The 21,231-nt window shown below is 74.5% G+C and carries 17 protein-coding genes and 1 pseudogene; 12 read left to right on the forward strand and 6 right to left on the reverse strand.

Annotated features, from left to right (window positions below; all coding sequences use genetic code 11):
* On the reverse strand, positions 1 to 991 hold a 991-nt coding region (locus tag OO62_RS21320), incomplete at its 3' end, for an ATP-binding cassette domain-containing protein (protein ID WP_106974883.1).
* Positions 992 to 1,346: 355 nt separating this feature from the next.
* On the opposite strand from OO62_RS21320, the gene OO62_RS21325 reads away from it, so the two are divergent.
* The 6 genes and pseudogenes from OO62_RS21325 to OO62_RS21355 all read left to right on the forward strand — a co-directional run bounded on the left by OO62_RS21325 (position 1,347) and on the right by OO62_RS21355 (position 8,341).
* The gene (locus OO62_RS21325; protein WP_033269119.1) at positions 1,347 to 2,114 is read left to right on the forward strand and encodes an aminoacyl-tRNA hydrolase; all 768 of its coding nucleotides are present in this window, start codon (positions 1,347 to 1,349) and stop codon (positions 2,112 to 2,114) included.
* A 128-nt stretch (positions 2,115 to 2,242) separates the two neighbouring features.
* Positions 2,243 to 2,923: a LysE family translocator gene (locus OO62_RS21330; RefSeq protein ID WP_033269120.1), complete on the forward strand. Its 681-nt coding sequence runs from the start codon at positions 2,243 to 2,245 to the stop codon at positions 2,921 to 2,923.
* A 125-nt stretch (positions 2,924 to 3,048) separates the two neighbouring features.
* A pseudogene (locus tag OO62_RS37460) lies at positions 3,049 to 4,402 on the forward strand (MbnB/TglH/ChrH family RiPP precursor modification enzyme).
* A gap of 5 nt (positions 4,403 to 4,407) precedes the next feature.
* A complete protein-coding gene (locus OO62_RS21345; protein ID WP_033269123.1) occupies positions 4,408 to 5,409 on the forward strand; it encodes a TIGR04222 domain-containing membrane protein in 1,002 nt (333 codons plus the stop codon).
* 345 nt (positions 5,410 to 5,754) lie between these two features.
* The gene (locus tag OO62_RS21350) at positions 5,755 to 6,567 is read left to right on the forward strand and encodes a TIGR04222 domain-containing membrane protein (RefSeq protein ID WP_033269124.1); all 813 of its coding nucleotides are present in this window, start codon (positions 5,755 to 5,757) and stop codon (positions 6,565 to 6,567) included.
* A gap of 61 nt (positions 6,568 to 6,628) precedes the next feature.
* Positions 6,629 to 8,341, forward strand: a complete 1,713-nt coding sequence (locus tag OO62_RS21355; protein WP_398742077.1) for an alpha/beta hydrolase — start codon at positions 6,629 to 6,631, stop codon at positions 8,339 to 8,341.
* 91 nt (positions 8,342 to 8,432) lie between these two features.
* Here the strand turns inward: OO62_RS21355 and hemQ are convergent, their stop codons facing one another.
* Complete coding sequence (gene hemQ, locus OO62_RS21360; protein ID WP_033269195.1) at positions 8,433 to 9,185, reverse strand: hydrogen peroxide-dependent heme synthase; 753 nt, start codon at positions 9,183 to 9,185, stop codon at positions 8,433 to 8,435.
* 11 nt (positions 9,186 to 9,196) lie between these two features.
* Positions 9,197 to 10,654, reverse strand: coding sequence for a protoporphyrinogen oxidase (gene hemG / locus OO62_RS21365; RefSeq protein ID WP_033269126.1), 1,458 nt, complete (start codon positions 10,652 to 10,654; stop codon positions 9,197 to 9,199).
* A 302-nt stretch (positions 10,655 to 10,956) separates the two neighbouring features.
* On the opposite strand from hemG, the gene OO62_RS21370 reads away from it, so the two are divergent.
* The 3 genes from OO62_RS21370 (at position 10,957) to OO62_RS21380 (ending at position 15,246) form a co-directional block, all read left to right on the forward strand.
* Positions 10,957 to 12,153 carry a thiolase family protein gene (locus OO62_RS21370; RefSeq protein WP_033269127.1) on the forward strand — a complete coding sequence of 399 codons (1,197 nt, stop codon included), beginning with the start codon at positions 10,957 to 10,959 and terminating at the stop codon, positions 12,151 to 12,153.
* A gap of 115 nt (positions 12,154 to 12,268) precedes the next feature.
* Complete coding sequence (locus OO62_RS21375) at positions 12,269 to 13,723, forward strand: aldehyde dehydrogenase family protein (RefSeq protein ID WP_033269128.1); 1,455 nt, start codon at positions 12,269 to 12,271, stop codon at positions 13,721 to 13,723.
* A gap of 140 nt (positions 13,724 to 13,863) precedes the next feature.
* Positions 13,864 to 15,246, forward strand: a complete 1,383-nt coding sequence (locus tag OO62_RS21380) for an FAD-dependent oxidoreductase (protein ID WP_033269129.1) — start codon at positions 13,864 to 13,866, stop codon at positions 15,244 to 15,246.
* Between the two features lie 25 nt (positions 15,247 to 15,271).
* On the opposite strand, the gene OO62_RS21385 is transcribed toward OO62_RS21380, so the two are convergent.
* Together OO62_RS21385 and hemE are read right to left on the reverse strand one after the other, a co-directional pair.
* Positions 15,272 to 16,279, reverse strand: a complete 1,008-nt coding sequence (locus tag OO62_RS21385) for a hypothetical protein (protein WP_129322880.1) — start codon at positions 16,277 to 16,279, stop codon at positions 15,272 to 15,274.
* A gap of 38 nt (positions 16,280 to 16,317) precedes the next feature.
* A complete protein-coding gene (gene hemE / locus OO62_RS21390) occupies positions 16,318 to 17,424 on the reverse strand; it encodes a uroporphyrinogen decarboxylase (RefSeq protein WP_051733487.1) in 1,107 nt (368 codons plus the stop codon).
* A gap of 102 nt (positions 17,425 to 17,526) precedes the next feature.
* Here hemE and OO62_RS21395 point away from each other — a divergent pair, with 102 nt between their 5' ends.
* The 3 genes from OO62_RS21395 (at position 17,527) to OO62_RS21405 (ending at position 20,462) form a co-directional block, all read left to right on the forward strand.
* Entirely contained in the window at positions 17,527 to 18,183 is a 657-nt protein-coding gene (locus OO62_RS21395) for a DUF3000 domain-containing protein (protein WP_033269130.1), read from the forward strand.
* A gap of 258 nt (positions 18,184 to 18,441) precedes the next feature.
* Positions 18,442 to 19,104 carry a response regulator transcription factor gene (locus OO62_RS21400; protein WP_006602452.1) on the forward strand — a complete coding sequence of 221 codons (663 nt, stop codon included), beginning with the start codon at positions 18,442 to 18,444 and terminating at the stop codon, positions 19,102 to 19,104.
* A gap of 77 nt (positions 19,105 to 19,181) precedes the next feature.
* Positions 19,182 to 20,462 carry a ribonuclease D gene (locus OO62_RS21405; protein WP_077193769.1) on the forward strand — a complete coding sequence of 427 codons (1,281 nt, stop codon included), beginning with the start codon at positions 19,182 to 19,184 and terminating at the stop codon, positions 20,460 to 20,462.
* Positions 20,463 to 20,517: 55 nt separating this feature from the next.
* On the opposite strand, the gene OO62_RS21410 is transcribed toward OO62_RS21405, so the two are convergent.
* Positions 20,518 to 21,213 (reverse strand): PepSY domain-containing protein, encoded by a 696-nt coding sequence (locus tag OO62_RS21410; RefSeq protein ID WP_078617298.1) that lies wholly within the window; start codon positions 21,211 to 21,213, stop codon positions 20,518 to 20,520.
* Between the last annotated feature and the right edge of the window lie 18 nt (positions 21,214 to 21,231).

Here is a 21,231-nt window from a genome sequence, read left to right on the forward strand (position 1 = left end):
GGCATACGAGATGCTCAGGAGTCTCGTGGGCTCGGAGATGTGTATAAGAGACAGGGCGGGGGCCGGGATCGGGGTGGGAGCCCGGCGTAGGAGCGGGAGTGGGAGCGGCATCCGGAGGGGGCGGAGTGTGTGGTGGGGCAGGGGTGAGTGAGCGGATGTGCCAGGGCGGGCGGGCCGCGAGCAGGGTGCGCAGCAACGCGTCGGAGTGGACGGCCGCGACGGTCAGCCGGGTCGTACCGTCCGGTCCCGGAGTGATCTCCGGGCCGCCGGGCAGCCCCGGCGCTCCGGCGAAGGCGGGCGGTACGGCGCCCGGGGCGCCCTCGGCCTCGATGACCACGCGGGGGCCGGCCGGGGCCACTGGTCCGGCCGCCGACCGGGCCGTCTCGTGGGACAGCAGCCGCCCGTCCGCCACCCGGTAGCGAGCGTCGGCCGCGCCGGCCAGCCGCTGCGGATCGTGGTCGACGAAGACGACGGTGCCGCCGTCCGCGACCCGTTCGGCGACCGCCCGGTCCAGTACCTCGCGCGCACCGCGGTCCAGCCCGGTCCATGCCTCGTCCAGCACGAGGAGCGCGGGCTCGGCGAGCAGGGCCTGCGCGACGGCGACCTTCTGGCTGGTGCCCTTCGACAGCTCGGCCAGCCGCGTACGGGCGTGTCCGGCCGCGCCGAAGCGTTCGAGCCACTCGGCGGCGCGGCGGGCGGCTTCGGGGCCGCGCAGACCGTGGATGCGGCCGAGGTGGGTGAGGTAGCCGGCGGCGGTGAACGGCAGCGCCGCGGGGAAGCGTTCGGGGACGTACGCGCTGCGCGGGCGTCCGGTGATGCGGCCGGTGCTGGGGTGGTCGATGCCGGCGAGCAGCCGCAGCAGGGTGGACTTCCCGCTGCCGTTGGTCCCCTCGACGCGCAGCAGCGCCCCTGGGGGCACCTCCAGGTGCACGTCCCGCAGCACCCAGGGGCCGCGCACCCCGTAGCGCCGCCCCACCCCGTTCAGCCTCATGCCCTGCGCCACCTCCGGCACTCCGGCACCTCCCCAGCCCGTCTCCTGGCGCCCCCGGCGTCTCCTGGCGTCCCGGCGCTGACGGTAGCCGGGAGGGCGGGGCGGCGCCCGCCCGGGGCACGCGTGCTGCGACATCCCCCGCAGGGGCACGCGGTGGGAGCGCGCATCGCACGGCCACCACGCCAACGTCACGGCGGATGCGCTCAGTTGCTCACGGGCCGCACGGAAGACGCCTACCGGCGGAGGGCGCCGGGCGGACGGGAGCCACCGGCCGGGCGGAAGGGGCAGGCCGGCGGCCAGGGGCCGGCACCGGTCCCGGCCCGGCGTTGTCGGTGGCGGCTGGCAAACTGGGCGGGTGACCAGCACCGAGACCGCCGGGCAGCAGCCCGGCAACAGCTCCAGCAGCCCGTTCCGGCACGAAGCGACCGACCGGGACGCGGCGCCCCAGTTCGTGCTGCCGCTCGTCGCGCGCATCGAGCGGGCCGAGCCGCCGTCGCGTACGGATGCGCTGGAGACGGCCGCGCGGGCGGTGCTGGTGCTGCTGGCGGACGAGCGGTCGGCCGGTGACGGTGAGTGGGCCGAGGCGGTACGGGACTGGCAGGACGCCCGGATCCGGAAGGTGGTGCGCCGGGCGCGCGGCGCGGAGTGGCGGCGGGCCGAGGCGCTCCCGGGGATCACGGTCGGCGGCCGCGACGCCGAAGTGCGGGTCTTCCCCCCGGTGCCGCTGGACGGCTGGCCGAAGGAACTGGCGCGGCTCCAGGTCTCGGGCACGGAGCTGGACGATCCCCTGCCGCCCGAGGCGCCCGCCGACGGACTTCCGGTGCTGTGGCTCAATCCGGAGCTGGAGATGTCCGCGGGCAAGGAGATGGCGCAGGTCGGCCACGGTGCGCAGCTGGCGTGGTGGGAGCTGTCCGAGGAGGAACGGGCGGCCTGGCGCGGCACGGGTTTCGCGCTGGCGGTCCGTTCGGCGGAGCCTTCGGAGTGGGCGGCGCTGACCCGCAGCGGGCTGCCCGTGGTGCGGGACGCGGGGTTCACCGAGATCGCACCGGGGTCGTGCACGGTCGTCGCGGATCACCCCGCGCTGCGCAAGGCACTGCCGTACGAGGAGCCACAGGGCGGCTGAGCGACGCCCGGCCCGGAGGCGACGGCCCCGGCGCGGCGCGTCCACTCCCCCGTCCGGGATCCGCGTCCGGCTCATCCTCGTCCCGAGGCGCTCTCCGCGGCGCTCGCCGCTGCGCATACCGTTGCGCCATGCTCACCTCACTCATCGGCTTCACCGCCGTGGCCGCCCTGCTGACCGTCTCCCCCGGCCCCGATTTCGCCGTGGTGCTGCGGACCGCGCTCAGCTCGGGACGGCGCGCCGCGCTGTGCAGTGCGCTCGGCATAGCCGCCGGGTGCTTCGTCTGGGGGCTGGCCGGGGCGGTCGGGCTGACGGCGATGCTGTCGGCGTCGGAGGCGGCGTACCACGCCCTGCGGGTGGCCGGTGCGCTGTATCTGATGTGGCTCGGGGTACAGGCGTTGCGCAGCGCCCGGCGGATCCGCCCCGCGGGCGCCGGCAGCGCCACCTCGGCCCCCGGTCGCGCCGCCCACGAGAGCACCGTGGAGCCGGACTCGTCCGCCGGCCGGGTCACGCCGCTGCGCGCGTTCCGCACCGGCCTGCTGACCAACGTGCTCAACCCCAAGGTCGGGGTGGTCTACATCTCGCTGCTGCCGCAGTTCATCCCGCACGGCGCGCCGGTCGTCGCGACCACGCTCCTGCTGGTCGCCGTGCATGCCGCGCTGGGTGTGCTGTGGCTGGGCGGGATCGCCGTCGCGGTGCACCGTGCGCGGGCCGTCTTCCAGCGCCCGAGGGTCCGCCAGCGGCTCGATCAGGCCACCGGCGGAGTGCTGCTCGCGCTGGGCGCCGCGGTGGGATTCGAGACCGCCCGCTGACGGCCCGCGGCGGTGTGCGGCACCGCGGGGGAAGCTCAAATCAACCTCTGAACCCGGCCGGTGCAGGGTTCGCCCCGTCGCGACGGGGCGATGAGTACCCCGACCACAGAGCGAGAGGGGGAGGCATGGAGCGCCTGGGGACGGGAATCGGCTGGCGGCCGGAAATCGCCGCAGACATCGCTGAGCTGCCGGGGGTGGACTGGGTCGAGGTGGTGGCGGAGAACCTCTGCCCGGGCCATCTCCCGCCCGCCCTGCAGCAGTTGCGTGAGCGGGGCACGACCGTCGTTCCGCACGGGGTCTCGCTCGGCCTCGGCGGCGCGGACCGCCCGGACCGCGGCCGGCTGACCGCCCTCGCGGAGCGCGCCGAGGCACTGGGCGCGCCCCTGGTCACCGAGCACATCGCGTTCGTACGGGCCGGCGGGCCGCTCACCGCCTCACCGGTGATGGAGGCCGGGCATCTGCTGCCCGTACCGCGGACCCGTGACGCGCTGGACGTGCTCTGCGAGAACGTACGGATCGCCCAGGACGCGCTGCCGGTGCCGCTGGCCCTGGAGAACATCGCCGCCCTGATCAACTGGCCCGGCGAGGAGATGACCGAGGGGCAGTTCCTGTCCGAGCTGGTCGAACGGACCGGCGTACGGCTGCTCATCGATGTCGCCAACCTCCACACCAACCACGTCAACCGCGGCGAGGACCCGGCCGTCGCGCTGGACGAGCTGCCGGTCGAGGCCATCGCGTACGTCCATGTCGCGGGCGGGGTGGAGCGGGACGGGGTGTGGCACGACAGCCACGCCCACCCGGTGACCCAGCCGGTGCTGGACGTGCTCGCCGCGCTGTGTGCCCGCGTCACCCCGCCCGGGGTGCTGCTGGAGCGGGACGACGATTTCCCGGAGGGCCCGGAGCTGGCCGGCGAACTGGACGCGATCCGCACGGTGCTGAAGGAGGCCGGTCATGCGTACGCGGCTTGAGTCCGTACGGGAGGCGCCCTCCTCCCCGATACCCGCTTCCGGCGCAGACCCCGGTGCCGGCACCGGCACCGACGCCGCCCGCCAGCGGCTCGCCCTGGCGCAGGCCGCGCTGCTGTCCGCGCTGGTCGCCGGGACGCCGGCGCCCGAGGGCTTCGACCACACCCGGCTTCAGGTGCAGAGCCGGGCGCTGACCGCCAAGCGGGCCTCGGTGGTCGCCAAGGTCGCTCCCGAGCTGCCGGAGATCCTGGGCGCGGACTACCGGCCGGCGTTCCTCGGCTATGCCCGGTGCCGTCCGATGAGCGGTGGCTACCGCCAGGACGCCCTGGACTTCGCGGCGCACCTGCTCGCCCAGGACCTGCCCGCGGACGCGGCCGCACGGCAGCAGTTGACGCACTGGTGGCGGGACCGGGCGGGCCCCAGGCCGCCGTCGGCCCGGCCGGTCACCCGTCTGGCGCGCGCCCTGCGTGACGGCCTGGACGGCGTCCTGCACAACGTTCTGCGGCGGAGGTGACCGGGATGTTCTTCGTCCTGTGGGTGTACGTGGGGCTCGGCCTCTCGTCGCTGGTGCTCGTGATCGGAACGGTCGTGGTCCGGCTGCGGACGCCGTCGGTCCGCCGGGCGGACGCGCTGGCGCACGACGTCTGGGAGGCGGCCTTCCTCGCCGGGGGCCCGGCGCGGGTGGTCGACGCGGCGGTCGCCGGGATGCACGAGGACGGCCGGCTGGCGGTGGGCGGCCCGGGCGTGGTGACCGTACGTCAGGCCACCGCCCGGGACGCGGTCGAGGCGGCCGTGCTGGACGCGGTCGCCCGCACGCCCGGTGGGGCGCTGGCCGCGCTGCGCGCCGAGGCGATGCGCAGCCCGGCCGTCCAGGACGTCGGCGACCGGCTGGCGGCGCGGGGCCTGATGCGTCACCCGCGGCTCGGCCGGGGCTGGCGCCTGTGGGCGCGGGCGCACCAGACGGCGTGCGGGGTGCTCTTCGTCGTCGGCGTGGTGCTGTCGGCGTCCGGCGACGACGGGATCGAGGGGCAGACGATCGTCATGATCCTGCCGGCGCTGATCGTGGGGCTGGTGGTGGGATCGCTGTGCCGGAAGGCGTTCAAGCGCCGGATCACCAGGGCGGGTTCCGCCGCGCTGCGCTCGGCGCGGGCGGCCCACCCCGAGGAGGCGGGCGGGGTGTGGCAGGCCGCCGGGCTGGTGGTGGCGCTCGGCGGCACCGCACTGCTCGCGGACGAGCTGCTGCGGGAGCAGTTCGAGGAGGCACACCGGGCGAGCGCGCTGGCCGCCGCCTCGGGTGGCGGGTCCTCGTCGTCCGGCGGCTCGTCGTCCGGCTTCGACTCCGGTAGCGGGTCGGGCGACGGGGGCTCTTCCTGGTGCGGCTCGTCGGACGGCGGGTCCGGTTCGAGCTGCGGAGGTTCGTCCTGCGGCGCCGGTTCGTCGTGCGGGGGCGGCTCGTCCTGCGGCGGTGGATCGTCGTGCGGCGGCGGATCGAGCTGCGGGGGCGGCTGCGGCGGCAGCTGAGGGCGGTTTCCGGCCACGACGGCAGCGGACGCCGGGGCCGGCCCGGGGGCGGCAGCTGACCCCGGGCCGGCCCGGCGGGAGACGGCAGCTACGTACGCTGCGCGTCGGAGCTGGAATCCGGCCGCAGTTGCCGCCTCCCGCCGGCCGGACAGGCCCGGCAACAGGCAACACCCCAGGCAAGCCCAGCGGCAGGCAACAGCCACCCCCGGACAAGCCCCAGCAGCAGGCAACCGCCCCTCCCCCGGGCAGGCCCACACCCCCCGCCCCGACTGCCCTGTCCATTCCGCGCCCGCATGGTGAGAAACCGAATGGCGGTTGTCATGTCTCATCCCGTAAAAAGCTGCCATGTGGCTCCTCTTCCTCCTCGTCGCCTGCGTGGCGGCGGCGCTGAGCTGTGCGCAGCTCTGTCGTGCTGCCGTGGCCGTCGCCCGCGCCACCGGACCGGCCCCGCGGCCGGCGCCCGCCCCGGATCCGGACTCCGCGGACGGCTCCGCGGCAGGTCTGACGCTGTATGAGATGGCGTATCTCTCCGGCGGCCCGCACCGGCTGGCCGATGTGGTGCTGGTGCTCATGGCGCAGCAGCGGCGGCTGCTGCTCGCCCACACCGGCTGGGCCACCGTCGTCGATCCGGTCGGCCTGGACCCCGTCGAGCGGGCCACCCTCAGCGCCATAGGGCCGGACGGTCAGCGGCGGATACCGGCGATACGGGAGGCTCTGGTGGCCGACGAGGCGGTGCGGGCGGTCGGCGACCGGCTGGTGGCCGCCGGGCTCGCGTTGCCCGCCGCGGCCCGTGGACTGCGCAACGCCGTCCGCCAGGTTCAGGGCGCGACGGTGCTGGCGCTGCTCTGCGCCGCGGCGGCGTACGCGACGGCGCCGGCCGGCGAGGACCGGGGGCAGCTGCTGATCTGGTTCACGCTTCCGCTGATCCTCACGCTGGGAACGCTGGCGGTGGCGCGCTTCGAGCTCCATCCGTACAGCGACTGGGCCACCGGCGCGGGCGAGGAGCGGCTGCCCGGCAGACCTGGCTTTACCGCGTTCTCCCCCAGCTCCCCCGCCCCTGTCGCGCCCCTCGCCTCCCTGATGACTCTTGCCCTCCATGGCCCCAGAGCCCTCACCGATCCCACCCTGCGCGCGGCGCTCCACTCATCCGGGGCATAGCGTCCGACACCGGCATCAGGTGCTTTACATCGCCAACCACCGACCCAAATATCCCTTTTGTATGTACAACACGAAGGGACGACGGCCAGTGAGAGCACTTGCGTTGTACGGCACCATCGGGTCGCTGATCGTGACCGCCCTCGCCACCGCCCCGGCGGGCGGTGCCACGGAGGCGCCCGATGCGCCCCCCGCGCCCGTGGCGCACCGGATCGGCTTCGGACGGTGCGCTCCCGTGGAGCATCTGCCGGCGTCCGTCGAGTGCGGCAAACTGGCCGTCCCCATGGACTACGCGCGGCCCGACGGGAAGAAGATCGAGCTCACCGTGAGCCGGATCCGCGCCACCGTGCCCGGTGAACGGCAGGGCTCGCTGGTCTTCAACCCCGGCGGGCCCGGCGCGTCCAGCCTGGAGTTCCCGCTCTACGGCGGCCTCCCCAAGTGGAGCAAGGTGGCCCGCGCGTACGACTTCGTCGGCTACGCGCCGCGCGGCGTGGGCCGTTCGGCTCCGCTGTCGTGCCAGGACCCCAAGGAGTTCGCCAAGGTCCCGACCGACAGCCGGATGCACCCGGACGCGGCCTTCAAGCGCAAGAAGGTGGCCGCGGCGAGGGCGTACGCCGAGGGTTGCGCCCGCCGGGCCGGGGCGGACCTGCCGTTCTACAACTCGGTCAACAACGCCCGCGACCTGGACATGCTGCGGGCCGCGCTGGGCGAGAAGAAGCTGACGTACATGGGCGCCTCGTACGGGACGTACTTCGGCGCGGTCTACGCGACGCTCTTCCCCGGCCACGTCCGGCGGATGATCTTCGACAGCGTGGTGAACCCCGAGCCGCGGCAGATCTGGTACCGCAACAACCTCGACCAGAACATCGCCTTCGAACGGCGCTGGGGCGACTGGCTGCGCTGGGTCGCCAAGCACGACGACCACTACCACCTCGGCACGACCCGGCAGGCGGTGCAGCAGGCGTACGACCGGGCCGCCGCCAAGCTGCGGCGCGACCCCCTCGACGGCAAGATCGGCCCCGGTCAGCTGCAGTCGGCCTTCCTCAAGACCGGCTACAACGACGCCTTCTGGCCGATGCGCGCCGAGGCGCTCTCCAGCTACCTGCACGGCGACCCCAAGGAACTGATCGCCCAGGCCCTGCCGCAGTCGTCCGGCGCCAGGGCCGAGGAGAACGCCAATGCGGTCTACACGGCCGTGGAGTGCAATGACGGGCCCTGGCCCCGCTCGTGGCAGACCTGGGACCGGGACAACACCGAGGTCGCCCGCATCGCCCCGTTCGAGACCTGGGACAACGCCTGGATGAATCTGCCGTGCGCCTTCTGGCCCGACCGGTCGGAGTCGGCCGAGGCCGGTGTGCAGGCGGCGGCCCGCCGGGCGGAACACGGCAACGGGCAGGAGCTGGCGGACGCCACCGGCCACGCCGCACAGACCGCCCTGGACGGGGCCCTCCACGGCCCGCGCGGCCCCCTCGACGTGCACACCGAGCCGGGCGCGCTGCCGCCGGTGCTGCTGCTGGCGGCCGAGCGGGACGCGGCGACGCCGTACAAGGGCGCGGTGGAGCTCCAGCACCGGCTGCCGGGCTCCTCGCTGGTCACCGAGAACGGGGCGGGCACCCACGGCGTCGCCTTCAACGACAACGCCTGTGTGAGCAGGTACGCCGAGGCGTACCTGCTGCAGGGCAAGATCCCGTCGCACCGGGTGTACTGCGCCCCGCGCGCCGAGCCGGTGCCGGGTCAGAAGGCGATCCGGGCGCAGCTCGCGCGGCCGGGGAAGTAGACCGCCGGGCAACGGAACCGCCGGGCTCGACGGGCCCGCACGACCGGAAACGGGCCGCCCCCGGGGGCGGCCCGTTTTCCGTGCCCGCAGGTCAGGCCAGGCCGGCCACCAGCTCCGCCACCGGCTTGCGCCGGCCGGTGTAGAACGGGACCTCCTCGCGGACGTGCATCCGCGCCTCGGAGCCGCGCAGATGACGCATGAGGTCGACGATGCGGTACAGCTCGTCGGCCTCGAAGGCGAGCACCCACTCGTAGTCGCCGAGCGAGAACGACGGCACGGTGTTGGCGCGCACGTCCGGGAAGCCGCGGGCCATCTTGCCGTGGTCGGCGAGCATCCGGCGGCGGTCCTCGTCGGGGAGGAGGTACCACTCGTAGGAGCGCACGAAGGGGTAGACGCTCACGTAGTTGCGCGCCTGCTCATCGGCCAGGAAGGCCGGGATGTGCGACTTGTTGAACTCGGCGGGGCGGTGCAGCGCCATGTTGGACCACACCGGCGCGAGCGCGCGGCCGAGCCGGGTGCGGCGGAAGAGGTTGTACGCCTCCTGGAGGGCGTCCGAGCTCTCCGAGTGCCACCAGATCATGAGGTCGGCGTCGGCGCGCAGACCGGACACGTCGTACGTGCCGCGGACCACCACGTCCTTGGCGGCGAGCTGCGCGAACAGCTCCTCGACCTCGTCGGCGTAGCCGCTGCGGTCCTCGGGGAGGACGTCGCGCAGCTTGAACACCGACCACAGGGTGTAGCGGATGACCTCGTTGAGGTCCTTGGCCTTCTTGCCGGCGTTCGGAGCCTTCTCGGGCGCCGCGGGGGCCTGCGGCGCGGAAGCGGGAGTGGAAGCGTCTGTCATGTCGTCCATTCTCACTCGCCGGGGACGGTGGCCGGGCGCAGGGTGCCGAGGATGTCGTCGGCGGCCCTGCGGGCGGAGGCGATGCAGGCCGGGATGCCGACGCCCTCGTACAGCGCGCCGCACACCCGCAGACCCGGCAGCCCGGCGACGGCGTCCTGGATACGGGCCACCCGCTCCAGGTGTCCTACGGGGTACTGGGGCAGCCCGCCGTCCCAGCGGGTGACCCGGGAGGCGACCGGCGCGGCGGTCAGCCCGACCGCCTCGCGCAGGTCGGCCAGCGAGAGGGCGACCAGCTCGGAGTCGTCCCGGGCCAGGTCCTGTTCCTCGCCGTGGCGCCCGACGGAGGTGCGCAGGACGAAGAGGTCCGGGTCGGCGTCGCCGAGCCAGCCCCACTTGTTGGCGGAGAAGGTGGACGCCTTGATCGTGCGGCCGTCGACGGGCGGGACGAGGAAACCGCTGCCGGTGAGCTGCCGGTCGAGGTCGGCGCGCCGGAAGGCCATGGTGATCAGGGCCATCGAGGCGTACTCGACGGTGCCCAGCTCGCCGGCGGCGGGCGCGCTGACGTCCGCGAGGAGGCGGGCGGCGGCGGGCGCGGGGACGGCGAGGACGACCGCGTCGGCGGTGAGCCGGCCGCCGTCGACGTCGAGGTGCCAGCCGTCGGGGGTGCGCCGGAGTCCGGTGGCGGGCGTGCCGGTGCGGATCTCGCCGCCCTTGGCCCGTACCGCGTCGGCGACCGCGCCCGGCAGCGTCCCGATGCCGCCGTCGATGCCCATGAAGACCGGGCCGGTCGCGGCGGCACCGGTCAGCGGGGCCGCGGTGGCGGCGCGCGCCTGGATACTCCGTACGCCGTCGAGCAGCGAGCGGTGCGTGCGGGCGGCCTCGAACAGCTGGGGCACGGCGGCGCGCAGCGAGATCTTGTAGGCGTCGCCGGCGTACACGCCGCCCAGCAGGGGTTCGACGAGCCGGTCGACGACCTCGCGGCCCAGCCGCCGGGCGACGTACTCGCCGACGGCGACGTCCTCGCCGACCTCGGTGCGCGGCAGCCGGGCGTCCTCCTCGATGCGGGCGAGCCCCGCCGGGGAGAGCACGCCGGCGGCGGCGAGCGGGGCGAGGTCCCCGGGCACGCCCATGACGTGACCCTTGGGCATCGGGCGCAGCGCCGCGCGGGTCCACAGCGAGGCGGTGGCGGTGGTGGGCGGCTGCAGCCGGTCGCCCAGGCCGACGGCGCGCGCGAGCTCCACCGCCTCGGGCCGCCGGGCCAGCATCGATTCGGCCCCGAGGTCGACCGGTACGCCCGCGATCTCGCCGCTGCGCAGCTTGCCGCCGGGCCGGTCCGCGGCCTCCAGGACGGTCACCCGGGCACCGCCGTCGAGCAGGCGGTGCGCCGCCGCCAGCCCGGAGATGCCCGCGCCGATGACGACGACGTGTCCGGTGGGGGCGGGTCCGGGGCCGGGGTGTGCCGCGCTCATGCCGGTACCTCGCCGCGCCCGGCGCCGCATGCGCGCGGCGCGCACCCCTCGATGACTCGCTGGCAGCACTCGCTCATGCCCCCACTCTCTCAGAGCGGCCCGCGCGGGCGGTGGCCGGATCATGCTCCGCGCGGGGCGGCCCGAGGCCCGCGGCGAGGGCGCCGACAGCACCGTCGCGGCGAACGGGGATGACCGGCGACCCCGTTGACAGCGGAGTCCGGCGGGCAAAGACTCGGTTCGACGGGTGGCGATCTTCGTACCGCCCGCCGACCGCCGAGCCGGGACAGCGAGGACAGCGCCTGATGACCGACCCACGTCTGCGGGATGTGTACATCGTCGATGCGGTACGGACGCCTGTCGGCAAGTACGGCGGCGCCCTGGCCGGGGTCCGGCCCGACGATCTCGCCGCCCATGTGCTGAAGGCCCTGGTGGACCGCACCCCGGACCTGGACCCGGCGCGGATCGACGACGTCTGCTTCGGCGACGCGAACGGCGCCGGTGAGGACAACCGGAACGTGGCGCGGATGGCGGTGCTGCTGGCGGGGCTGCCGGTGACCGTCCCCGGGGTGACCGTGAACCGGCTGTGCGGCTCCGGCCTGGAGGCGGTCATCCAGGCGGCCCGCGCCGTCGCGCACGGCGACGCGCACATCGCGGTCGCGGGCGGCGTGGAGTCGATGAGCCGCGCGCCGTACGTGCTGCGCAAGCCCGAACGGGCCTATCCCGCGGGCCATCAGGAGATGTTCTCCTCGACGCTGGGCTGGCGGATGGTCAATCCGCAGATGCGCCCGGAGTGGACGGTGGCGCTCGGCGAGGGCGCCGAGCTGATCGCCGACCAGCACGGCATCACCCGGGAGCAGCAGGACGTCTTCGCGCTGGCCAGCCACCAGAAGGCGGTACGGGCCTGGCGGGAGGGCCACTACGACGCCGAGGTGGTGCCGGTGCCCGGTGTCGATCTCGGCCGGGACGAGACGATCCGTGAGGGCTCCTCGCTGGAGTCGCTGTCCAAGCTGAAGCCGGTCTTCCGTACGGCCGGCGGCACGGTCACCGCCGGCAACTCCTCGCCGCTCAACGACGGTGCCGCGGCCCTGCTGCTGGTCGACGAGGAGGGCCTGCGGGCCACCGGGCGGGAGCCGCTGGCCCGGATCCGCGCGAGTGCGGTGACCGGAGTCGAGCCGCAGCTGTTCGGCCTGGGCCCGGTGGAGGCGGTTCGGCGCGCGCTGGAACGGGCCGGCCGCGGCTTCACCGACATCGCGACGTTCGAGCTGAACGAGGCGTTCGCGGCCCAGGCGCTGGGCTGCATCGGACAGTGGCCGGAGCTCGACCCGTGGGTGGTGAATCCGCGCGGCGGCGCGCTCGCCATCGGCCACCCCCTGGGCGCGTCCGGGGCCCGGCTGGCGGGTGCGGTCGCCCACCAGCTCGCCGCACTCGGCGCGGGCACCGGTCTCGCCGCGCTCTGCATCGGCGTCGGGCAGGGGCTGGCGCTCGTACTGGAGCGCTGAGCCGCCGCGCCGGCACCGGAGGGGCCGGTTCCGGAAGTCCCGCGGCGGGGCGGGATGCCGGGCCCCTACACTTGTTCATCCATCAACTTTCTGTCCCGGTCCGGAGGTTGGCGTCATGGCCCTGCTCGATCCGACGAACTGGCGCTCCCTGCACGGCGGTGCGGCCGAAGCGGTCGAGCCCGCGACGGGCGAGGTGCTGGGCGGCTTCACGCTCGCCGCGGCCGTGGACGTCGAGCGGGCCACGGTCGCCGCCGCCGGCGCACAGCGCGCCTGGGCCCGGGCCCCGTACGCGGAGCGGGCCGCGGTGCTGCGCCGGGCCGGCGACCTGATCCGGGAACACGAGCCGGAGATCGGCGAGTGGATCATCCGGGAGGGCGGCAGCATCCGGGGCAAGGCCGACTTCGAGACCCGTACGGCGGCCGAGGAGTGCTACGAGGCCGCCGCGCTCGCCCACCGCCCGCTAGGCCAGGTGCTCCCCTCCGCGACGCCGCGGCTGTCGTACACGACCCGGGTGCCGGCCGGCGTCGTCGGCGTCATCTCTCCCTTCAACGCCCCGCTCGTCCTCGCCGTGCGCTCGGTCGCCCCCGCGCTGGCGCTGGGCAACGCCGTCGTCCTCAAGCCCGATCCGCGCACCGCGGTCTGCGGCGGCCACGCCCTCGCCGCGCTCTTCGCCGAGGCCGGGCTCCCCGAGGGGCTGCTGCACGTCCTGCCCGGCGGCGCGGACGCCGGGCGGGCGCTGGTCGAGGACCCGCGGGTCCGGGTCGTGTCCTTCACCGGCTCGACCGCCGCTGGCCGCAGCGTCGGCGAGCTGGCCGCCCGCCATCTCAAGCGCGCCCACCTGGAGTTGGGCGGCAACAGCGCCTTCCTCGTCCTGGAGGACGCGGATCTGGACGCCGCGATGTCGACCGCCGCCTGGGCGTCGTTCTTCCACCAGGGCCAGGTCTGCATGACCGCTGGCCGGCACCTCGTGCACGCCTCGCTCTACGACGAGTACGTGGAGCGGCTGGCCGCCAAGGCCGACTCCCTCGCGGTCGGCGACCCCTACCGCGAGCAGGTGCACCTGGGCCCGGTCATCGACCGCGGCCAGCTCGAAAGGATCCACGAGCTGGTGCGCAGCAGCGCGGCGGCCGGCGTACGCGTCGCGGCCGGCGGCCGGCACCGCGACCTCTTCTACCGCCCGACGGTGCTGGCCGACGCGGGTGCCGGCTACGGCGCGGGCTCGGTGGGCGCCAGCGCCGCCTACGGCGAGGAGGTGTTCGGCCCGGTGGCGCCGGTGCGCGCGTTCCACACCCTGGACGAGGCGGTCGCCCTCGCCGGCGACTCCGGCTACGGCCTGGCGCTGGGCATCGTCACCCGTGACACCGCCCGCGCCCTCGACCTCGCCGACCGCATCCCCACCGGCCTCCTGCACATCAACGACCAGACGGTCAACGACGAACCGATCGCGCCCTTCGGCGGCCTCGCCGACTCCGGCACCGGGTCCCGCTTCGGCGGCGACGCCAACCTCGACGCCTTCACCGAAACCCGCTGGACCACGGTGCGCGCCACCCCGGCCGCCTACCCGTTCTGAGGCGTCACGACCGTCCGCGGGCAGAATCCCGGGGAACAGCACCGCTTTTCACGGCACGGCATACGGACAGACATGTCGACAGTTCAAGGCAACAGGGCATTTCGACAGGGCATCTCACACCTCGCGAAGGGGCGTACGGCATGACGGCGGAGCGGCTGGTGGTCGTCGGGGGCGACGCGGCGGGAATGGCGGCAGCCTCGCAGGCGCGGCGGCTGAGGAAGCCCGACGAGCTCACGATCACCGCGTTCGAGCGCAGCCATTTCACCTCGTACTCGGCGTGCGGGATCCCGTACTGGGTCGGCGGCGTGGTCGACGGGCCGGACGCGCTGATCGCCCGTACGGCCGAGGAGCACCGCAGCCGCGACATCGATCTGCGGATGCGCACCGAGGTCACCGAACTCGACCTGGACCGCGGCCGGGTGCGGGCCCGGGCGCTGGACGACGGCGGCCGGGAGTACTGGACCGGCTTCGACAAGCTGGTGCTGGCCACCGGCGCCCGGCCGCGCCGGCCCGACCTGCCGGGGATCGACGCGCCGGGGGTGCACGGCGTGCAGAACCTCGACGACGGTCAGGCGCTGCTGGACACCCTGGAGAAGTCCGCGGGCCGCCGGGCGGTGGTGGTCGGCGCCGGCTACATCGGCGTGGAGATGGCCGAGGCGCTGATCCGCCGCGACTACGAGGTCACCGTCCTGGAGCAGAGCCCGCAGCCGATGACCACCCTGGACCCGGACATGGGCGCGCTGGTCCACGAGGCGATGTGCGGGATGGGCATCGAGACGGTGCGCGGGGCGACCGTCACCGGTGTGCTGACCGACGGCGAGGGACGGGCCCGCGCGGTGACCACCGAGGACGCCGAGTACCCCGCGGACGTCGTCGTACTGGGCATGGGCGTGCGCCCGGAGACCGCGCTGGCCGCCGCGGCCGGGCTGCCCCTGGGCGACGCCGGCGGGCTGCTCACCGACCTGGCGATGCGGGTCCGCGGCCACGACAGCATCTGGGCGGGCGGCGACTGCGTCGAGGTCCTCGACCTGGTCTCCGGCCGCACCCGCCACATCGCGCTGGGCACCCATGCCAACAAGCACGGCCAGGTCATCGGCGCCAATGTGGGCGGCGGCTATGCGACCTTCCCCGGCGTGGTCGGCACGGCCGTCAGCAAGGTCTGCGATCTGGAGATCGCCCGGACCGGGCTGCTGGAACGTGAGGCACACGCCGCGGGTCTGCGCTTCGTCACCGCCACCGTCGAGGCCACCAGCCGGGCCGGCTACTACCCCGGCACCCGTCCGATGCACGTCAAGATGCTCGCCGAGCGCCGCACCGGCCGGCTGCTCGGGGTGCAGATCGTCGGCCACGAGGGCGCCGGCAAGCGGGTGGACATCGCGGCGGTCGCGCTGACGGCCGGCATGACGGTGGAGCAGATGACCGCCCTCGACCTCGGCTACGCCCCGCCGTTCTCCCCGGTCTGGGACCCCGTCCTGGTCGCCGCCCGCAAGGCATCGAGCGCGGTACGCGCCGCCGGCGGCTGACCCGACCTGATCCGAAAGACACGGCCTAGTGGCCGGCCCGGCGCGGGCCGAACTGCTGCTCGCGGGCCACGCGCACGCGCGTCAGCGCGTCCCGGGCCAGCCCCGCCACGAACGCCGGGCACAGCCAGTTCTCCAGCGGCAGCCCGGCGGACCGGCCGCCGTGCTCCGCGAGGAGCTGCCGGGCGTGCGGGCTCTTCAGGCACATCCCGGCCGTGAGGGCGTCCTCCGGGACGGTGGGGAGCACGGGGTGCCCGGCCGCGCCGTGCCCGCAGTCCGGCCGGCCGCGCGGCGCCGGCACGGACGCCAGCCCCGCGCTCAGCTCGTCCAGCGGTCCCGGAGAGGCGAGCGGGGAGGTGGCGATGTACCAGGACAGGGCGGTGGCGATGACCACCAGTCCGGCGCGTTCGGCGTCCCCGGTGGCGCAGGCGAGGGCCTTGCCGTAGTGCGACAGCGTCCAGGTGACGCTGACCCCCGGGGCCGGGAAGCCGTGCAGGACGGAGGCCAGGTCCTGGACCTCCTCCTGCTCGGCGGTGGACAGCCGGGCCGGTATGCCGTCGGTGGTCCCCGGCGCGAGGATGTCGATGGCGACCCGGGCGTACCCGGCCACATTGCGCGGACAACGCCACACCTCCGGCGGATCCCAGAGGTCCCGCTGCGGGTACGCGGCGGCCGCGGCGGCGTCGTCCAGCATCGGGAGGTACTCGGCGAGCCCCTCCAACTGGAACTCCAGACCGTCCTCGTACGGGTGCGCGTCATGCCCGCAGGGGCCCGCACGGAGCGCGCGGTCGGTGGCGCGCAGGGCGTCGAGGACCGCCGCCGCGGTGCCGTCGGAAGCGTCCTGGAGGCTGACGTAGTCGGCCGTCATCAGCAGTCCGAGGGTCCACAGCCAGGCGCGCTCGCCACCGGGGTCGGCGGCGAGCGCACGGGCGGCTGCCAGGACGAGTTCCGTGTCGTGGTCCGCGTAGTACTCGGTGCGGATCTCTTCCCAGGCGGCGGCGAGCTCCGCTATCGGGGCGTCGGGGGTGGCGTTCACGCTGTCCACGACGCCCCGGGGGTCGGGCGCAGTTCCGCTCAGCGCGCCGTCTGCGTGTGGACGTACTCGACGAGGCGGGTGAGCGCCTCCGGGTCGGTGCTGGGCAGGACGCCGTGACCGAGGTTGAAGATGTGGCCCTCCAGGCCGGCGGCGGCGTCGAGCACCTCGCGGGCCTTGGTCTCGACGGCCTCGCGGGGCGCGAAGAGGACCGCGGGGTCGATGTTGCCCTGCAGCGCCTTGCCGGGGCCGACGCGGCGGGCCGCCTCGTCCATCGGGACCCGCCAGTCGACGCCGACCACGTCGGCGCCCGCCTCGCCCATCAGGCCGAGCAGCTCGCCGGTGCCGACGCCGAAGTGGATGCGCGGTACGCCGCGGCCCTCGACGGCCCGGAAGACCTTCGCGGAGGCCGGCATCACCGAGCGGCGGTAGTCGGCGGGCGAGAGCGCGCCGACCCAGGAGTCGAAGAGCTGGACGGCGCTCGCGCCGGCGTCGATCTGGACCTTCAGGAAGGACGCGGTGATGTCGGCGAGGCGGTCCAGGAGGTCGGCCCACAGCTGCGGGTCGCCGTACATGAGGGCCTTGGTGCGCTCGTGATTGCGGGACGGGCCGCCCTCGACGAGGTAGCTGGCGAGCGTGAAGGGCGCGCCGGCGAAGCCGATCAGCGGGGTGGCGCCCAGTTCGCGCACGAGCAGGCCGATGGCCTCGGTGACGTACGGGACGTCGGCCGGGTCCAGGGCGCGCAGCCGGTCGAGGTCGGCGCGGGTGCGGATCGGGTTCTCGACGACCGGGCCGATGCCGGGCTTGATGTCGAGGTCGACGCCGATGGCCTTGAGCGGCACGACGATGTCGCTGAAGTAGATCGCGGCGTCGACACCGTGGCGGCGTACCGGCTGGAGGGTGATCTCGGTGACGAGGTCGGGCCGCATGCAGGAGTCCAGCATCGCGATGCCCTCGCGGACCTTGCGGTACTCGGGCAGCGAGCGCCCGGCCTGGCGCATGAACCACACCGGGGTGTGCGGCACCGGCTCGCGCCGGCAGGCCCTGAGGAAGGCCGAGTCGTACGTACCGGTCTGCTGCTGGCCCGCGATCGGGGTCTCCCCTGCTCGATCGCGGCTGACGGCTCGGGGGATGTCGTTGGCGCTCACGGCCCAAATCTTCGCATGCGCCCCCGGGCACCTCCGAATGGGCGACGCGCGCACCGGGTGTCCTCCCCGTATGCGGGGCGTCTTCCGCCTAATCTTCCGGGCATGGCTGCGGCTCATGAACACCTCACGGACAGCGCGGACGAGGCGCCGATCCCCTTCCGTCAGGCGGTCGAGGCACTCCGCACGGCACGACTGCGGCCGGAGATCGAGATCGACCCGACGCCCGCGCCGAAGCGGCTCGCCCCGTTCGCGTACGCGCTGGAGGCGGCGGTCGTCGAGCACGGCGCGGGGCCGGACGGCGAGGACAAGGACCTGGCGGACGGGCGGCTGGTGCTGCTGCACAACCCGGCCGGGGACGACGCCTGGCACGGCACGTTCCGGGTGGTGACCCTGGCGCGGGCGGAGCTGGAGCCCGAGATGGGCGCCGATCCGCTGCTGCCGGAGGTGTCCTGGTCGTGGCTGACGGGTGCGCTGGACGCCCGCGGGGTGCGCTACGCCGCGCCGAGCGGCACGGTGACCCGGGCCGGGTCCTACTACTTCGGCGGGCTGGCGGCGCGCGAGCCGGCGACCCAGATCGAGATCCGGGCGTCCTGGACACCGGCCGAAGGCCCCGGCGGGGTGCCGGACATGGCCGCGCACCTGTCGGCGTGGTGCGATCTGCTGTGCCAGGTCGCGGGGCTGCCGCCGGCCACGGTCGACACGGCGCCGCGCGGCGGGGTGGTTCCGCTGCCGCAGCGGCGCGGTGCGCAGCCGCGCTGAGCGGAGCGGCGCACCGTCGGGCCGCGCCCACCTTGATCACCTTCGCGTACGGCTCTGATCACCTCGGTATGCACTCCGTGCCCAGACGTGATCGATCACCCATCCGATTTGCCCGAATTGCCCCTAACTAAATCGTGATCAAAGTCTAAAGTCCCGCCGTATTGCTGCCGAAGAGGTCAGTGACCCTTCAAACACGGATCATTCCGGCTCCCCCAAGCCGGCTTCCGTCCCCCCCCGCCACTCCCCCCAGGAGGCCCGGTGTCTGTTCTCCTCGAGCAACCTTCGAGCCTGGTCGCCTACCGCCCGAACAAGCCGACGGCCATGGTCGTCGTGGCCGACCCTCGCGTCCGCTCCACCGTCACCCGCCACCTGTGGGCGCTCGGAGTACGGGACGTGATCGAGGCGTCGTCCATCGCGGAGGCCCGTCCCCGCGTCGGCAACCCGCGCGACATCTGCGTGGCCGACGTCCACCTTCCCGACGGCTCCGGCCTCACCCTGCTCTCCGAGACACGGGCGGCCGGCTGGCCCAACGGCCTCGCACTCTCCGCGGCCGACGACATCGGCGCGGTACGCAACGCCCTGGCCGGCGGCGTCAAGGGCTACGTCGTCACCGGTACCCGTACGAACCTGGGCATCCCCGGCCGCCCCGGTACCTCCCCGATCGGCGCCAACGCGGCCCGCATGCAGCGTCGTCCGCCGGGCGCCCCCGGGCACCCGGGTGGCTACCGCGAACTGTCGGGCCGCGAGGTCGAGGTGTTGCGGCTGGTGGCGGAGGGCCAGTCGAACAAGGCCATCGGCGTCTCGATGGGGCTGTCCGCGCTGACCGTGAAGAGCCATCTCGCCCGGATCGCCCGCAAGCTGGGCACCGGCGACCGGGCCGGAATGGTCGCGGTCGCCCTGCGTACCGGCATCATCCACTGACCCTTTGCACGACCCGCTCGCCCGTCGAGGGAACGTTCCCTCGACGGGCGACGTGCATACACAGATACCCTTGACTGGTGACCGACGCCCAAAAGACCGCAGCAGACACGACACTGCGAGCAGCCGGAGAATCGCCTCCGGATCCCCGACCGGCGCCGGTCCCTCTCCTGGAGCCCCGCGAGGGCATCCCCCCGGTGACCGCCACGGAAGAGGCGCTCGCCGAGGTCGTGGCCGCGTTCGCGGCCGGTACGGGCCCGGTGGCCGTCGACGCCGAGCGGGCCTCGGGCTACCGCTACGGCCAGCGCGCTTACCTCGTCCAGCTGCGCCGGGAAGGCGCCGGCAGCGCGCTGATCGACCCGGTCGGCTGCCCCGACCTGTCGGCACTGGGCGAGGCGATCGGCGACGCCGAGTGGGTGCTGCACGCCGCCACCCAGGACCTGCCGTGTCTGCGTGACATAGGGATGGTCCCCAGCCGGCTGTTCGACACCGAGCTGGCCGGCCGGCTGGCCGGCTTCGCCCGGGTGGGACTCGGCGCGATGGTCGAGAACGTCCTCGGCTTCGCCCTGGAGAAGGGCCACTCCGCCGTCGACTGGTCCACCCGCCCGTTGCCCGAGCCGTGGCTGCGCTATGCCGCGCTCGACGTCGAGCTGCTGGTGGACCTCCGCGACGCGCTGGAGGAGGAGCTGGAGCAGCAGGGGAAGCTGGAGTGGGCCCGGCAGGAGTTCGCGGCGATCGCCGCCGCTCCCCCACCGCCCCCCCGCAAGGACCCCTGGCGCCGTACGTCCGGCATGCACAAGGTCCGCCGGCGCCGCCAGATGGCCGTCGTACGGGAGTTGTGGACGGCCCGCGACCAGGTGGCCCAGCGGCGCGACGTCTCGCCCGGCAAGGTACTCAGCGACTCCGCGATCGTGGAGGCGGCGCTGTCCCTGCCGCCGAACAGCCACGCCCTCGCCGGACTGCCCGGCTTCGGCCACCGCATGGGCCGTCGCCAGCTGGAGCAGTGGCAGGCCGCCGTCGACCGCGCCCGCGCGCTGTCCGAGAGCGAGCTGCCGCAGCCCGGTCAGCCGCTCAACGGCCCGCCGCCGCCCCGCTCCTGGGCCGACAAGGACCCGGTCGCCGCGGCCCGGCTGTCGGCCGCCCGCGCGGCGGTCACCGCGCTCGCCGAGCGGCTGAACCTCCCGCAGGAGAACTTGATCACCCCGGACACCGTGCGCCGGCTGTGCTGGGAGCCGCCGGCCGCGCCGACCGAGGAGTCGGTCGCCGCGGTCCTGGCCGGCCACGGTGCCCGCCTCTGGCAGATCGAGCAGGTCGCCCCGCTCCTCACCGAGGCCCTGCGCACGGACCCGGACGCCGGCTGACACAGCCGGCCCGGCGCCCGTACGGTGCGTGCCCGGCCAGGACTGCGCGGTGCCGTCAGTCCTGGTCGACGTGCATCCGCAGCACCTTGCGGTTGGTCGCGTCGATCTCGTAGTTCGTCTTGTTCCAGTCGTCGGTGGTGACGACGTCCACGGACCAGGCCACCGCGTCGCTGCCGTTGTCGGCGTTGCCCAGCTCGATGGCGCTGACCGTGCCCTTGGTCTTGTCGGTGGCGGTCTGGGCCGCCTCCTGGGCCGTGACGGTGGCCTTGGTCAGCCGGTCGGCCAGCTGCTGCTTGTCGTCGGCGTCGTCCGACGAGGCGTGCGGCTGGGCCGCCTTGCCGGAGACCGCGTCGACGCGTACCTGGCTCACCGTGCCGTCCGCGGTGGCCACCGCGGTCTCCCAGTAGGGCTTGGCGGGCGTGCCCCGGAGTTCGGCGGCGATCGGTTCGGAGGCCGGGACGGCCGCCACCGCCGCGCGCAGGGCCTTGGCGTAGTCCACCTTCGCCGCCGGGATCAGCGCCCTCCGCTTCGCCTGGTCGGCGGTGAGCGAGGCGCTCGGCCGGGGGTGGCCGGAGGCGGGCACCGCCCGTGGGGGCGCGGCGCTGCCGCGGCTTCCGGTCTCGTCGGCGCGCTCGCTTCCGCAGCCGGTCAGCAGCGCGCTCGCGGCGGTGACCGTGCAGAGCAGGCCGATCGCGCGGACTGCCGCCGACCGCCCGGGGAACGCCGCCACACGACTCCTCTTCGTATCCATACGGGCACTTTAAGTGGC

It is taken from the genome of Streptomyces lydicus, from assembly GCF_000717345.1.
Lineage (GTDB): Bacteria > Actinomycetota > Actinomycetes > Streptomycetales > Streptomycetaceae > Streptomyces > Streptomyces lydicus.

Excerpts from the sequence above, each read along its gene's own strand:
- hemG (WP_033269126.1), bottom strand. The coding sequence starts at position 10,654 with ATGAGCGCGGCACACCCCGGCCCCGGACCCGCCCCCACCGGACACGTC.
- OO62_RS21330 (WP_033269120.1), top strand. The coding sequence starts at position 2,243 with ATGCTCACCTCACTCATCGGCTTCACCGCCGTGGCCGCCCTGCTGACC.
- OO62_RS21350 (WP_033269124.1), top strand. The coding sequence starts at position 5,755 with ATGTGGCTCCTCTTCCTCCTCGTCGCCTGCGTGGCGGCGGCGCTGAGC.
- OO62_RS21375 (WP_033269128.1), top strand. The coding sequence starts at position 12,269 with ATGGCCCTGCTCGATCCGACGAACTGGCGCTCCCTGCACGGCGGTGCG.
- OO62_RS21395 (WP_033269130.1), top strand. The coding sequence starts at position 17,527 with ATGGCTGCGGCTCATGAACACCTCACGGACAGCGCGGACGAGGCGCCG.
- OO62_RS21370 (WP_033269127.1), top strand. The coding sequence starts at position 10,957 with ATGACCGACCCACGTCTGCGGGATGTGTACATCGTCGATGCGGTACGG.
- OO62_RS21380 (WP_033269129.1), top strand. The coding sequence starts at position 13,864 with ATGACGGCGGAGCGGCTGGTGGTCGTCGGGGGCGACGCGGCGGGAATG.
- OO62_RS21355 (WP_398742077.1), top strand. The coding sequence starts at position 6,629 with ATGTACAACACGAAGGGACGACGGCCAGTGAGAGCACTTGCGTTGTAC.
- hemQ (WP_033269195.1), bottom strand. The coding sequence starts at position 9,185 with ATGACAGACGCTTCCACTCCCGCTTCCGCGCCGCAGGCCCCCGCGGCG.
- OO62_RS21410 (WP_078617298.1), bottom strand. The coding sequence starts at position 21,213 with ATGGATACGAAGAGGAGTCGTGTGGCGGCGTTCCCCGGGCGGTCGGCG.
- OO62_RS21345 (WP_033269123.1), top strand. The coding sequence starts at position 4,408 with ATGTTCTTCGTCCTGTGGGTGTACGTGGGGCTCGGCCTCTCGTCGCTG.